A 13,773-nucleotide genomic window follows, 5' to 3' on the forward strand; every position below is an offset into this window, starting at 1 on the left:
CTCCAGGTCTGAGCGTCTCAGGTGTCCTGACGGATGAAGGAGCCGTGAAAGCCCAGCGGGATCGCCTGGGGTACGGCGGCCTTGGCCACGAGCGTCATCGTCCTGGCGTCGATGATCGCCATGGCCGAGGTCTCTGCGCGCTGCGACGTGCCCACCGAGAGCAGGACGCCGTCGTCCTCGTTGCTGGCGCCGGGACGCGCCACGAACACGGGCTCGCCGTAGACGTGCTCGCCATCCGAGAACGCACTGGACTTGCCGTCCCGAAGGTCGACCTTGACGATGCTGGATGGATACTTGCGGTCGGTATGCGGGCCGTCGGAGGCGCCCCAGGCGAACCCATAGTCGCTGCCGCTCACGCGCCGGTAGTTCGTCGAAGGAAACTCGAAGCCCACATCGCTGAGCTTCTCGACGTGGGCACGCGCTCGGCCGGGACGCATGACCAGACGCAGCAGCGAAGGCCGTAGATCGGGCAGCTTGTCGACCATGCGCTCCACGCGAAGGGCGTACATGATGCCGGCGTCCGGGTACGCCAGCAGGTCGAGGACGGTCGCACCGTCGCGCTCGAACGCGTTGACGGTGTGAAAGACGAACATCGGATCGGTCTCGTACTCCACGACCCTGCCGGTGCCGCGGTCGATCACGACCAGTCGCGTGCCCTCCTCGGGGCGCCACTCGAAGTGGTCGATGTAGCCGCGGTTCGACCACAGCATGTCGAGCGGCTTGGCCAGGAGCGGGTGCGCGACGAGGATCGCGCGCGTCGGCGTCAGACCGAACGAGTGCATGTAAGGCACCCGGCGCGTTCGCCACGAGCCGATGACTCGCCGGCTGCGCTCCGCCCCGCCGTGCTCGTAGATCGACACGAGGCCGTTCGCGCTGAACGTCGTCGCAAAGTTGACGACCTTCTGGCGGCGGAAGTCGAAGTGAGGGTGAGCGCTGGCGACGGAGCCGGTCAGCGCATCGCGTGCGTACGAGAGCGCGCCCAGAGAGCGCAGCGACGCCGCATCGATGCGCAGCTGCCGGTCGCCCTCGGTAAGCGCCACCAGGTCTTCACCGAACTTGACGAGGTTGACGTTCGTGTTGTCCGTGATGCGTTGTATCGGCTGGAGTGCGCGCTGCCACCAGGTCCGGCCCGTCGGCGTGCCGAACGAGCTCATGCTCGTCGGGCCCTCCGCGATCTCGTGGGCCGCCTCGCTCTCGAGCAGCCGCGACTGGAACTTCACCGAGGATGCACCGATGCGGAACGCGTAGATCATGCAGAGGCCGTCGAACCAGTGGTGGGCTCGCCACTGGGCTCCCTCGAACACGGCCGGGCACGTCCGCACGAGCTCGCCGTGCAGCCACTCGGGCAACTCGCCCGTGACGGCCGCCTCGCGCGCCTCCCGTACCTCGGATGAACGACGGAAGGGGACGACCGACTCGATGCTCCTGGAAATGGGATCTGTATTCATGGCTGCGCGCTCCTTGTCCGCGAGACAGACGGCCAGCTCAACCGCGGGCTGAGCCCGCCGCTGCTGCCGTCTGCAGACAACCATGGAGCGGGCGCGCAGCGACCGCGAGTTAAGCCAGGTAAAACGCTCTTACTTGAGCGCGTCGAGCAGCGCTCTGGCGGTCGCGAGGTCAGGCGTGCCAAACCCTTCGGTGAAGGTGTCGAAGACCGCCTGGAGCATGCGCGTCGCCTCGCGTGTGCGCGCTTGCGACTGCCATAGACGCGCGAGATCATTGGCTGCGCGAAGCCGCCACGACGCTGCACCGAACTTCTCGGCAAGCGACATCGCCTCAAGGAGCGCCGCCTCTTGCTCTTCCAGCTGGCCCTGCGCGGCGAGCACGGACGCCTGAATGCGAAGCAGCTCGGGTAAATTGCAGTAGTCTTTCTGTTCCCTCGCCATGGCGAGCGCCTCGAGGATCATCGCCTCGGCCTCGGCGAGACGGCCCTGCCTGGTGAGCGCCTCCGCCAGCACGGCCATGTAGTAAGGGAGACGCGCCATGTGCCCCATCGCGCGGCACTCGGCGACGGTTCGCTCCAGATCCGCGATCCCCTCGCACAGGGTGTCCTCGCGCCTGCTCGCGAGAACACCGCGGCAGAACGTCGCGATCGGACGCCACGTGACGATACCGTGGCGTTCGACGAGGTCATCCAGCATCGCACCATAGAGACTGCACTCCTCGTCACGTCCGGCCCACACGAACACGAGACAGACCCAGGCGAGGCCGATGCTCAGCGAGAGCTCGTGGTTGGCTTTGAGGCCGTACTCGACCACCCTGGCTGCCGACTTGGCCGCAGCCTCTGGATAGCCGGTCAGCCACTGCGCGTGCGACAGCACGATCATCACGTTGATGCTGTTGTTGTAGGAGAAGCGCAGCGAGTTGCTGTCGTTCAGGTCCTGCAGACCCTGCGCGTAGAGGCGTTCGAGGCGCTGCCGGGCGCTCTCGAGACGGCCGGTGAACACCTCGGCGCAGCCCAGGTGCGTCTCGCCCTCCGCCAGGGCGGAAGGGTCTGCAGCGGTGGCCATGGAGACGAAGGCCTCCAGCGTCCGCATTCCTGCCTGGTTGTCTCCGCTGAAGAGCTCGTAGGTCCCAATCATCCGCAGGCAACGGAGGTGATACTCGGTGTCGCTCAGCTGCAGCGCGATCTCGAGAGCTCGCCCCATGGCCGCCCGCGCTTCGGGCACGATGCCGCGCGTGTACAGAAACGCGCCAGCGAGCGCGGCCTGCAGGCTCATCTCCACGGCCGTCCCGACGGCGCCCGTCTCAGGGAGAGCCATGATCGCCCGCTCGAGGTGAGCGCAGCTCTCGCCCGTGAGCGAAAAGTGATTCCAGAACACCGTCCCGGCAGTCGTGAGACGAACGAGCAGCGACCCACGGGCCGGATCCGCGCCGGCCCACGAGAGGGCGACGCGCAGATCATCGACGTAGCGTCCATACGCCGCGCCCCACTCGCGTGCAGGTCGCCGTGCCAGCTCGAGAGCCGCGCCCTGCATGATCTCGCACAGGTACTCCGCATGCCGCAGCCGCACCGGCTGATCGTGTCCACTGGCGACCAGCTTCTCCAGGCAGTATGCGCGGGTCGTCTCCAGCAGCCGGTACATCCCGTCGCGGGCATCGCCGTCGGCCGAGAGGAGCGATTGTGCGGCCAGCTCGGCCAGAATCGTCGCCACGTCGTCCGGGGCAAGGTTCGCGATGGCGGAGGCGTCGTGGAGACGGAAGGCGCCTGGAAACACGGAGACGGCGCGCAGCAAGGCGGCCTCGTGCGCGGGCAGGAGTCCGTAGCTCCAGGCGAGCGTCGCGGCCAGGGTGCGATGCCGCTCCAGGCCCGCGCGCCGTTCTCCGAGGAGATGAAACGAATCCCCGAGCTGCTTCTGCAGACCGCGCACCCCGAAGACGTCGACGCGCATCGCGGCGAGCTCGATCGCGAGCGCGATGCCATCGAGGCTCCTGCAGATTTCGGCCACGGCGGGCGCGTCGGTATCGCTGAGCGTGAAGGACTCCAGCCGGTCGGTGGCGCGCTCGACGAAGAGCTCGATGGCGGGGAAGCTGAGGGCATCGCTCGCCGTCAAGACGGACGTGTTCGACGGCACGGCCAGCCCAGTCAAGCGATGCACTTGCTCGCCAGCCGCGCGCAGTGGCGCCCGGCCAGTCGTCAGAACGTGCACGCCTGGAGCTTCTTCCAGGATCCGCGTCACGCACGGCGCGATGGCGTCGAGCATGTGCTCGCAGTTGTCGAGGACGAGCAACGTATGGCGGTCGCGCAGAAACCTGCAGAGGGCAGCCATGATGGTCGCCGAGTGCACCACGAGACCCGTCGCGGCCGCGATCGCGTGGGGCACGAGCGAGGGCTCCTTCAGAGGCGCAAAGTCGACAAGCCGCACGCCATCCTCGAAGGATGCGAGGACCTGCTCCGCGACCGCGAGGGCGACGGTGGTCTTGCCGATGCCGCCGGGGCCCACGATCGACACGAGCCGCGCTTCGATCACATCACGTCGTATGTGCTCGATGGTCTCGCCCCGCCCGACGATGCGCGTCGTCATGAGGGGGAGGTTGTTGCCAGCTTGAGCACGGTCGCGGTCAGTCATGGTGTTGCCTGCCCTTTGTGCATCTCTGCCAGAGCTGCATTCAGCCTCTGGTCATCGTGCGCGCTCCGATGCGCGCTGAAGCCATCGCCGAGCACCCGCTCGAGCGCAGCTCGACCCTCTTTGGTCAGCCCGTGTTGCTTCCAGAACGGGATCGCAGTGACAGCCAGCCTGACGGCGAGGTCGGCGCTCGCGCGGTGGTCGAGAGCCCAGCTCAGGGCGCTGCGAATGTCCTCGAGCTTCGCGCCGTGGCGCGCGAGCCAGGCGAGCTTCGGCAGCGTCTCGCCGTCGGCTTCGGCCTCCTCTGCCAGGCGTAGGAAGTGCTCGGCGTGGCGTCGCTGCGCGTCGTCGCGATCGCCGTGAGCCGCCAGCTTCTCGAGCGCGAAGGCGCGCACAACGGCGCTTTGACGGTAGTCTACCTCGCCGTCGCGCGGCTCGGTGGCAAGCAAGGACTTCGCGGCAAGGCTCGCCACCTCCTCGACCACGCGAATGGGGTCGACGCCGTCCCTGGCAGCCACCTCGCAGGCCGACTGCAGCGTGAAGGAGCCCGCGAAGGTCGACAGCCTTTGCATGACCACCTTCGCGTCATCGGACAGGAGCTTGTAGCTCCAGTCCATCAGCGCCGTCATGGTGCGGTGCCGTTCGGGGTCGGCAGGATGGGCGACGAACATCAGAGAGCGGTTCCCGATGCAGTCGAGCATCCCATCCAGGCCGAGCGTCTCGATGCGCAGCGCGACGCACTCGATGGCGAGAGCGAGCCCCTCCAGACGGCGACAGATCTCAGCGATCGTGGCGGCATTCGCGTCGCTGAGCGTGAACGCAGGGCTCGCGTGGGTCGCGCGATCGACGAACAGCTGAATGGCTGCGAAATCCAGGGCCTGCTCCGTTCGAAGCTGACTCGCGGCTGGAGGGGTGCTCAGGCCGGTGAGTCGCCGCACTCTCTCGTTTTTGAGACAGAGCGCCTCTCGGCTCGTGGTGAGCAGCCGAACGTCCTTCGCGCTCGTCAAGATCTGATGAGCGCAACCCGCGACTGCGTCGATCAGATGTTCGCAGTTGTCCAGGACAAGCAGCAGCTTGCGGTCGCGGAGCTCGCCGAGCCCGGCGTGACTTTCAGCCCGAAGTGTGTTGAGGCCGAGCGCCGCGGCGACCGCATCGACGACGCGCGAGTTGTCGTCGACGGCGGCGAGATCGACGAAGAACGCTCCACCCTCGAAGACGTCCGCGGCCTCACGAGCCACGGCGAGCGCGACGGTCGTCTTGCCGATTCCTCCGGGGCCCACGATGGAGACGAGGCGCGAGCTCGCCAGGTCCCGCAGAATGGAAGCGATCATCGCCGCCCTCCCGAAGATGGGCGCGCTACGTGCCGGCAACGCGCTGGCGGGCTTCGGGAGCGCGTCAGCGCTGGACCCTGGATCGGGGGAGTCGGAGCGCCGCACAGGCGCCACGAAGCGGTACCCCCTTCCGACCACGGTCGCGATGTAGCGTGGTTCGTCGGGGTCGTCGTGCAAGACGCGCCGCAGCGCGCCGATGTTGACCTTGAGGTTGCCTTCGTCGACCGGTAGCTCGGGCCAGGCGTGCGCGATCAGCTCGTCTTTGCTCACGAGCTCGCCCGGGCGCAGCACGAGGGCCGTCAGAAGATCGCGAGCACGCCTGGCGATCCGGACTGGAGCGCCGTCTTCCAGCAAGAGTTGACGCTCCGGGATCAGCACGAACTGACCGAACGCAAAGGACCCGGCAGCCCCCCCTTCAGCGGGCAAATTCCGCGCGCAAGGTTTCGGTAACTGAGAATACATCGCGATGCCCGAGGTCAGGCCAACCGACTCTGGCAGGTGGCTTCCGGCACGTCCATGGCGAGCGCGCGACGCTGCCAGGGATTTACCTCAATTAACCTGCCAGTTCCCCCCGGCCTGTCAGTTCCTGGAGGGGGCCGTTGCCGCGATCAGCTCGGCGGCGTCGACGAGGTCCCCGGTCGCGAATCCCTCTGTGAACTCGGTGTAGATGGGCAGTAGCAGCGCGTGTGCCTCGGCGCTCCGCGAGCGCAGCTGCCAGAGGCGTGCAAGGTCGATGGCTGCGCGGAGTAGCCACGACAGCCCACCGATGTCGCGGGCCACCGCCAGCGCCTCGAGGAGAACCGGTTCGGCTTCGTCCGGGCGACCCGTTGCAGTCAGAATGGAGGCCTGGATGCGCAAGACCTCCGGCATGCACCAGCGCTCATCGCGCGTGCGCCCCGAGTCGACCGCCTCCTGGATCGTCGTGACCGCGTCGGCGAGGCGGCCGCTCCTGGCGAGCGCGTCGGCCAGGACGGCGAGCTGCCAGGCGATCCGATCCAGCTGACTGATGGCGCGAAACTCCACGACGGCTCGCTCGAGGTCCTCGACCCCCCGAGAAGGCTCGCCTTGAGCGCATGCCAGCGCGCCGCGATAGAAGCGGGCGGTCCGGGACCAGATGACGATGCCCTGCTGCCGGACTTGATCGTCGAGCATGGCGAGGTAGCGGCCACACTCCTCGTAGCGGCGACTCATGAAGAAGGTGGGGCAGGCAGCGACGGCGAGGGCATTGCTCAGCGACAACCCGTGCTTGACCTTGAGCGCTTGTCTGACCGTGGCCTCGGCCGTCTGTGCGGCGGTGTCCGGGGAGCCGGTGAGCCACTGGGCGTAGGACAGGACGTTGCCGATGTCGACGTTGCGGTCGTAGAGAAAGCGAGCGAGCCGCGAGTCGTCGAAGCCCAGCAAGCTTTGCTGCTCCAGGCGCTCCAGCCGCCTGCGAGCGCTCTGCAGTCGACCGACGAAGATTTCGGCGATGCCATGGTGCGTCTCGCCGTCCGGCAAGGCGGAGGGATCGTGCTCGGAGGCGACGCTGGCGAACCTCTCGTACGTGGCGATCGCGGTTGCGTACTGGCCGCTGAAGCTGTTATAGGAGCCGATGGTGCGGAGGCTGCGCAGACGGTGGTCGACATCCCCGCATCGCTCGGCGAGTTCGAGCGTGCGCTGCAGCGCCACGAGTACATCGGGGATTGGCCCGCGCGTGAACAACGTGGCCGCGGCGAGCGACATCCTGAGCTGCATCTCGCTCGGCGTGCCGACCAGTCCCTGGTGCTCCAGCTCCTCGAGCGCGCGCGAGACGTGAGCCCGGCATTCGACGGTCAGCGACAGATGGTTCCAGAGCAACGTGCCGGCGACCGTCAGCTCGATCAGGAGCGATCGGTGCGCCGCATCGGAGCCGGCCCACGCGAGCGCGCTGCGGAGGTCGTCCACCAGCGGACCATAGGCCGCGCCCCACTCGCGTGCCGAACGCCGTGCCCACTCGGCCTTCGCCTTGTCGAGCACCGCGCAGACGTGCTCGGCGTGGCGCCTCCGCACGGCCTGCTCCTCGCCGCTGTCACGGAGGCGTCCGACGGAGTAAGCGCGCGTCGTCTCCAAGAGGCGGCATGTCACGCCATCGCCCTCGGGCTCCACGGCGAGCAGCGACTTCGCAGACAGGCTCGCGAGCGCGTCGAGCACAGCGACCGAGCGCGCCGCGGATACGGCCGCTGCACCGTCGAGGTCGAACGCGCCCGCGAACACCGAGACGGCGCGCAAGAGGGCGGCCTCGTGTTCCTCGAGAAGGCCGTAGCTCCAGTCGAGCGTCGCCCAGAGCGTGCGCTGCCGCTCCGGACCCGCGCGTCGCCCGCCGAGGAGGCGGAATCGATCGTCGAGCTGGCGCAACAGACCGCTCACGCCGAACGCGCTGACGCGCGTGGCGGCCAGCTCGATGGCGAGCGCGAGTCCGTCCAGTTTCCGGCAGATTTCGCCGGCGATGCGCGCGTCGGCGTCGCTCAGCGGGAAGTCCCCCTGGGCTTCGGTCGCGCGCTCGGCGAAGAGCTGGACGGCCGCGAAATCGAGGGCGCTCCGTGCGTCGAGAGACGAGGAGTCCGGCGGGATCTCGAGCCCAGACAGCTTTTGAACACGCTCCTTCGCCAACCGAAGCGGCTCCCGGCTCGTGACGAGGATTTTCACGCCGGCCGCGCTCGACAGGATACGATCTGCGCTCGCAGCCGCGCCCTCGAGGACGTGCTCGCAGTTGTCGAGCACGAGCAGCATCTGTCGGTTGCGAAGGTACTCGCACACAACGGCGGCCATGTCCGCCGAGTGGCCCTGAAGGCCGAATACCTCGGCGATGGCATTGACCGTCCGATCCGCGTCCGCCAGCGGCGCCAGGTCGACCAGCCAGACGCCGTCGCCAAACGCCTCGAGCGCCGCTTCGGCGACGGCGAGGGCGACGGTGGTCTTTCCGATGCCGCCGGGGCCCACGATCGAGACCAGCCGGGATTGCTCGAGATCGCGTCGAATGGCGGCGATCGCATCGGCGCGCCCGAAGATGCGCGTCGTCGAGAACGGCAAGTTGTGGTTCGGGGTCGACGGGGGGCTTGCCTCGAGCGGGAGATCGACCGGTGCGATGACCTGCACGGGAGCCACGAACCGATAGCCGCTCCCGATGACCGTGGCGATGTACTGGACAGCGTCCGGGCCTCCCTCGAGCACGCGCCGGAGGGCTGCCATGTTGACCTTCAGGTTGCTCTCGTCGACGGTCGTGTCCGGCCAGACCTGGGCGAGCAGCTCGCCCTTCGTCACGAGGTCACCCGCGCGCTGCACGAGCGCAGTCAAGATGTCGAGGGCGCGGCCCCCGATGCGAACCGCCTTCTCGTCCCGGAGCAGCAGCTGCCGCTCCGGGAGCAGCATGAAGGGTCCGAAGGTGAAGGACCGCGATGACCGGGCAGCGACGACACTCTTCACAACTTCCTCCGGACGGCCTGCGCGCGCCTCTCGGCGCAAGGCCTTGATAACACGCGAGCTTCGGCTTGAAAAGACGTTGCACTCGGCACCAAGCAATCGAAAATCACGCCCGATGGTCTTCACTTCATCCAGCCAAGCGAGACGCGGCCTCGCGTTCGCCTTGCTCGGGGCCGTGCTGGGCGCCTGTTTCCTCGTTGCCTGGAAGGAATCGGTGCGGCACGCCAGCCCGAGCGCGGCGGTGCTGGTGATGCTGAGCTCTGCCGCCGTGCTCAACAGCGCGAGCGCGCTGCTGGCGCTCGCCCGCAATCCTGGGCAGCTCACGGCGGTTTCGATCCGCGAGATGACACTGCTCGCGGCGATCCTTGCCCTCTTCACGCTGGCCGGAAGCTGGGCCAGCGCCGAGGCGGTGAGCCGCATGTCGGGTGCCGGCCTGGCGGTGCTGCAACGCTGCGAGGTGATCTGGGTGGCGCTGCTCGGGGCGCTGCTGCTCGGGGAGCAGGTGCGCGCTTCGTTCTGGGTGGGCACGTTGATCGCCGGCGGCGGGCTCGTGGTGCTGCAGTCGCCCGAGCTCGACGCGCGCGCGTTCGGTCCGGCCGGCGTGCTGTTCGGGCTCGGCTCGGCCTTTTGTGTCGGCTCGATCACCGTGCTCTCGCGCCGCTACATCCGGCGCGTCCAGCCCGTCGTACTCAACGCGCTTCGGCTCTGGATCAGTGTGGGCCTGTGGTTCGCGGTGGAGCGCCTTCCAGGGCCTGGCATGCTGAGCGCACCGCTGCTCCTCTACGCCGGAATGGCCGGCTTCTTCGGCCCTTTCCTGGCGCGGGTCTGCCTGCTGCTCTCCGCCCGCGACCTCCCGGCGCGTACCACTGCGCTCCTCTCCCTGGCGATTCCCGTGATCACCTTGCTGCTCGACTTCGCGCTGTTAGCGGAGCTACCGAGCACGCGCGAGCTCGAGGGCGGCTCGCTGATTCTGCTCGGCGTGGCACTGCCGATCGCCGTCACGCTGCAACCGACCAAGCCCCGCGCGGAAACTCAGCGCGTCTCGTAGCCCGGCGGCGTCCGGCAGCATCTGCACGGCGGGGGCTCCTGCGGCCAGAAAGGCCGGTCGACCGCTTCGGCGACGAGAGCCTGCGCGCTCAACCAATCCGATGACCCATTGGTTTGGACCGGCTTCTTGCGGCCTTGACCGTGCCGTTTCGACGACGGCGTCATGATCCGACGATCACGGTGAAAGCTAGACAGGGCGCGACCTCAGCGCGTTTTCTGCGCCGGCCTGGTCTTTGCTAGAGACGGGTCATGGGCATGAGAGCTTTGGGTTCGCTGCTGATGGTGTCGTCGTTGGGTCTTTTAGCTTGTGGGGATCCCGATCCGGACTTCGAGGCGAAGCGGGAACAATGGGCGTCCGCGCGCCCGCAAGAATACGTGATTCAGACCCGATTCACGGGTGTCGCCGGCAGCCACATGTTGTACGCGGTGTCCGCCGACACGATCATCGCTGAGTACACCTCGATCAAACGTTTCGCCGAGCCGGAGGACTGGGAAGAAACCGGCGACTCGCCGCGTGTGGGCGATCCCGTCCAAGCCCTGTTCGACGCCGCCGAAGGTGCTCGCCGCTGCGACCTGCGGGAAATCGAGTTCGACCCGAAGTACGGCTTCGTCAGCATCTACTATCACGACTGCGGCGAAGAAGGAGGCGGCGAAGAGGTTCCCTGCTTCGCGCCCGACACCACCGACGTCGCGGTGTGCATGAACCAGAGTGGCGAGCCCTGAACGCGAGCGAGAGCTCGTGGCTGGTTCGCGGACGCCGCTGTAACCATCAGCGGCGCGAGCGCGGCGAGTGGGCTCCTCGCGGCCCCCTAGCGCCATCCGAACGACCTCACGCGGCGGCCTTGATTCCGGCCCGCACGGTGAGCTAGAGCGGCGACGTGTCTCACGAGACGCTCGTGCTCGCGCCCACCTCGGAACCCACCGTGTTCGTCGCGCCAGATGGCGCCCGACGCAGCGCACCGCTCGGTTGGGCATGCCTGCCGCCCGGCGACGCGGGCCTCACCCGGCGAGTGAAGGAGCTCGGGCCGTCGTGGGCCATCATCGAGAAGAAAGGCCGGAAGGCGTTTTCGAATGGCCTATGGGCGCCGCGCGAAAACATCGAACGCGCCAGGGCGGACGATGACGCCGCTCCGAAACGCAAGCGTGGCGGCTATCGGGCGGTCGACAAACCGCGCCGAGCTCTTGCGCCGCCCATTTGCGATCGATGTCCTCGAGTGCCCAACTTGCAAGGGGCGGATGAAGCTCGTCGCCATGGTCACTGAGCTCCGGAACATCGTCCGCTTCCTCTCCGCGCTCGGCTAGCCGACCAATGTTGCAGCACGCTCTCCCAGCGTCCACGCGGCGACCACCGTACTGGAAAAGCACCGTTCTGCGCCGCAAGGCGCCCGGTGACGCCGCATAGCGTCTCGCGACGCGCCTCCCGGGCCAGACCAACGCCCGGACGGACACGTGTGTCCACGGCACGCCGATGCGCCCCTTAGCGCGCGCGGCGCCGCCCGGACCACGCTCTTTCGACCCAGGACCGAGCCATCATGACGCTCGCGGTCCCACACTTTCGCTCTGCCGCGCTACACTTCCTCGCGCTGCGATCCGGCTTGATTTGCCTACACGCCTCTGCCGCGCTACACCTCCTCGCGCTGCGATCCGGCTTGATTTGCCTACGCGCTTCAAGCCCCCTGGCCGCCCTTTCCGGGGGCGACACGCGGGCGCCTCTTCTCGCTGTGCTGATCGAGGCCAAAGTTTTATCCACCACGACCAGCGACCACGACGTTGCAGTCGTCGCGCACGATGCGGCGACGCGATTGCTCCAAGGGATGCCCGTTGGAAATCCCTCGATCGAGGCTGCCCGCGACGCACACGCAGCGGTCGGTAAGCTGTTGGCTGCGATAGCGCGCAAATAGAGTTTAGGCCCCCGAGAGGAGTGCCCCCCGGGGGGCGTTGGCGAAGGTGCCCGACGGGTCGAGGTCGCGGCGCGCGATCGGACGCCGTTGTCAAGGTGACCGAGCACATGGAGCTTTCGTGCCACGGAGCCATTTCGCGTTCAATTGACGATCCCGACGTCCCGTCAGGCTCCGAATGCACCCGGAGCAGGAGGCGAACGACCGGCAAGTACGGCGAGGGTGGCGTGGCGCAGGCGCCGCCGAGTGGCATCGTTGGGCCCGTCCGCAGCCGGGAGCATCCGGCAAAGCACCGCGAGGAAGAAGAATGGCGAGAGTCAACGAAGGTACCCCCAAGGCCGTCGGCGCGGCGCTCTTCGTGCTGCTCACCGCTGCCACGACGCATGCCATGGCGCGACCCGTGCCTCCCGATCCCGACCACGTGCAGGTGGTGGGGAACGGCAGGGTCATCCGGGTGACGCCGGTGGGGCTGCAAGATGATTTCCGGCGCATGGCGACCGACACGAGGAACCTGCAATGGGCGCTGAAAAACGTGGCGCGCGGCGGCCGCATCGCGCTGGACGCCGGCACGTTCCACGTGAGCGAGACGCTGGCGGCCGAGGGCCTGGACGCGGAGGTGCATGGCGCCGGCATGAACGATACCGTGCTGGTGGCGCGCGGCCGCGCCGCGAACGGCACGTACGTGTTCCCCATGCTGAATAAAGCGTATCGTAAACAGCTGTTCCCACCGGGCTTTCCGCCGATCCTGGCGGTCTTCAACAAGCCGCCTTCGTGCAAGACGCCCTGGCAGTTGACCAGCACGAACCTCACGCTGCGCAATCTGTCGTTCACCGTCGAGGGCGAGGGGCCAACGTTGACTTACTACGGCACCGAGGTCAGGCCGGTGTGGGCGGCCGTGCTGGTGACCGGATCCAAGGGCAGCTACGATCCGGCGCAGGACTTCGAGGTGGAGCATTACAACGTGTCGATCAAAAACGTGGGCGTGTACGGCCAGATCCTGAGCCCGACGCTGGGCAGCAATCTGATGGCGGGCCTGGTGTTCATCGGCGGCGAACAGTGGCTGCCGGTCACGCCCGGCACCGCCGTCGGTGGCTGGAATGAGTTCGACCACATCCCGGTGAACGGGCTCGTGACGGTGAAGAACTGTGATTTCGAGCATACCCAGCTGCACTCGGTGGCCGTGGAGACGCTCCTGTCGCCGCCCGCCTCCCTGGCGGCTTTCGAGGCCCAAAGCGCCTTCCGCTTCCCGTTCCCGCCGCAGGACGTCTACCCGCAGGCGTTCGCCGATATCGAGAACAACGTCTTCGACGATTCGGGGCGCGGCGTGGCAACGGATCCCTTTCAGATTGCCTTCGGGACGCTGCTGCTGAGCCCGTCGAACGCGCCGGTGACGGTGAAGCACAACCGCTTCCTCAACTCGAACGCGCACGCCGCGGGCGTGATCGCGGGCCAGAGCCTCACCCTGACGGACGGCTGGCCCAAGGAGCCCTCGACGGTGAGCTTCGCCCACAACGAGATCCAGGCGGTGGCGACAGGCGGCTTCAACGCGTCGTCCCTGTTCATCGCGGACCTCAGCGAGCTCGACGGGGCGCCTCCGTACCTCCAGCCTTCGGTGCGCCACAACCATATCGATGCGGCGCCGGGCTTTGGGAGCAGCCTCATCGAGCACCTGATGGGCAAAGGCCTGGTGGCCGACCACAACGTGCTGTCGGGCAGCGCTCCGCTGGGCATCAGCGTGGGCGCGCCGAACATCATCCTGGGCACGCCGCTGCGCTGCACGAACGACCTGCTGACGCTGAACCACTTCGCCAACTTCAGCGGGCAGCCCATCTTGCTGGGCCCTGGCTCGCAGTCCTGCACGGCGAAAGTCTTCAACGCCTCCGACGTCGTCAACAGCGGAAGCAACAACACCATCGTGGTGGTCGGGAAGGGCGGCGGACGATGACGCCGCTCCGAAACGCAAGCGTGGCGGCTATCGGGCGGTCGACAAAC

General features: G+C 67.6%; 8 protein-coding genes and 1 pseudogene. 4 read left to right on the forward strand and 5 right to left on the reverse strand.

The window, feature by feature from the left end; genetic code table 11:
• Nucleotides 1-17: 17 nt before the first annotated feature.
• The 5 genes and pseudogenes from WME79_RS12470 to WME79_RS12490 form a co-directional block, all read right to left on the reverse strand.
• Nucleotides 18-1,448 carry a carotenoid oxygenase family protein gene (locus WME79_RS12470; protein WP_437535027.1) on the reverse strand — a complete coding sequence of 477 codons (1,431 nt, stop codon included), beginning with the start codon at nt 1,446-1,448 and terminating at the stop codon, nt 18-20.
• Nucleotides 1,449-1,577: 129 nt separating this feature from the next.
• Nucleotides 1,578-4,070: an ATP-binding protein gene (locus WME79_RS12475; protein WP_437535029.1), complete on the reverse strand. Its 2,493-nt coding sequence runs from the start codon at nt 4,068-4,070 to the stop codon at nt 1,578-1,580.
• Nucleotides 4,067-5,860 (reverse strand): ATP-binding protein, encoded by a 1,794-nt coding sequence (locus WME79_RS12480; protein WP_437535030.1) that lies wholly within the window; start codon nt 5,858-5,860, stop codon nt 4,067-4,069. The genes WME79_RS12475 and WME79_RS12480 overlap by 4 nt, the downstream gene beginning before the upstream one ends.
• A 117-nt stretch (nt 5,861-5,977) precedes the next feature.
• Nucleotides 5,978-7,645 carry a hypothetical protein gene (locus WME79_RS12485; RefSeq protein WP_437540141.1) on the reverse strand — a complete coding sequence of 556 codons (1,668 nt, stop codon included), beginning with the start codon at nt 7,643-7,645 and terminating at the stop codon, nt 5,978-5,980.
• 219 nt (nt 7,646-7,864) lie between these two features.
• Nucleotides 7,865-8,785, reverse strand: a pseudogene (locus tag WME79_RS12490) (ATP-binding protein); the annotation flags it as partial.
• 166 nt (nt 8,786-8,951) lie between these two features.
• Between WME79_RS12490 and WME79_RS12495 the strand changes: the two are divergent.
• The 4 genes from WME79_RS12495 to WME79_RS12510 all read left to right on the forward strand — a co-directional run bounded on the left by WME79_RS12495 (nt 8,952) and on the right by WME79_RS12510 (nt 13,726).
• Nucleotides 8,952-9,884: a DMT family transporter gene (locus WME79_RS12495; RefSeq protein ID WP_437535031.1), complete on the forward strand. Its 933-nt coding sequence runs from the start codon at nt 8,952-8,954 to the stop codon at nt 9,882-9,884.
• 248 nt (nt 9,885-10,132) lie between these two features.
• Entirely contained in the window at nt 10,133-10,606 is a 474-nt protein-coding gene (locus tag WME79_RS12500) for a hypothetical protein (RefSeq protein ID WP_437535032.1), read from the forward strand.
• Between the two features lie 155 nt (nt 10,607-10,761).
• Entirely contained in the window at nt 10,762-11,145 is a 384-nt protein-coding gene (locus WME79_RS12505; RefSeq protein WP_437535033.1) for a hypothetical protein, read from the forward strand.
• A gap of 943 nt (nt 11,146-12,088) precedes the next feature.
• The gene (locus WME79_RS12510) at nt 12,089-13,726 is read left to right on the forward strand and encodes a hypothetical protein (RefSeq protein WP_437535035.1); all 1,638 of its coding nucleotides are present in this window, start codon (nt 12,089-12,091) and stop codon (nt 13,724-13,726) included.
• Nucleotides 13,727-13,773 lie beyond the last annotated feature (47 nt).

The sequence above is a fragment of the Sorangium sp. So ce726 genome, from assembly GCF_051521405.1.
Classification (GTDB): domain Bacteria; phylum Myxococcota_A; class Polyangia; order Polyangiales; family Polyangiaceae; genus Sorangium.

Coding starts and splice junctions, on each gene's coding strand:
- WME79_RS12500 (WP_437535032.1), top strand. CDS start 10,133: ATGGGCATGAGAGCTTTGGGTTCGCTGCTGATGGTGTCGTCGTTGGGT.
- WME79_RS12495 (WP_437535031.1), top strand. CDS start 8,952: ATGGTCTTCACTTCATCCAGCCAAGCGAGACGCGGCCTCGCGTTCGCC.
- WME79_RS12470 (WP_437535027.1), bottom strand. CDS start 1,448: ATGAATACAGATCCCATTTCCAGGAGCATCGAGTCGGTCGTCCCCTTC.
- WME79_RS12480 (WP_437535030.1), bottom strand. CDS start 5,860: ATGTATTCTCAGTTACCGAAACCTTGCGCGCGGAATTTGCCCGCTGAA.
- WME79_RS12475 (WP_437535029.1), bottom strand. CDS start 4,070: ATGACTGACCGCGACCGTGCTCAAGCTGGCAACAACCTCCCCCTCATG.
- WME79_RS12510 (WP_437535035.1), top strand. CDS start 12,089: ATGGCGAGAGTCAACGAAGGTACCCCCAAGGCCGTCGGCGCGGCGCTC.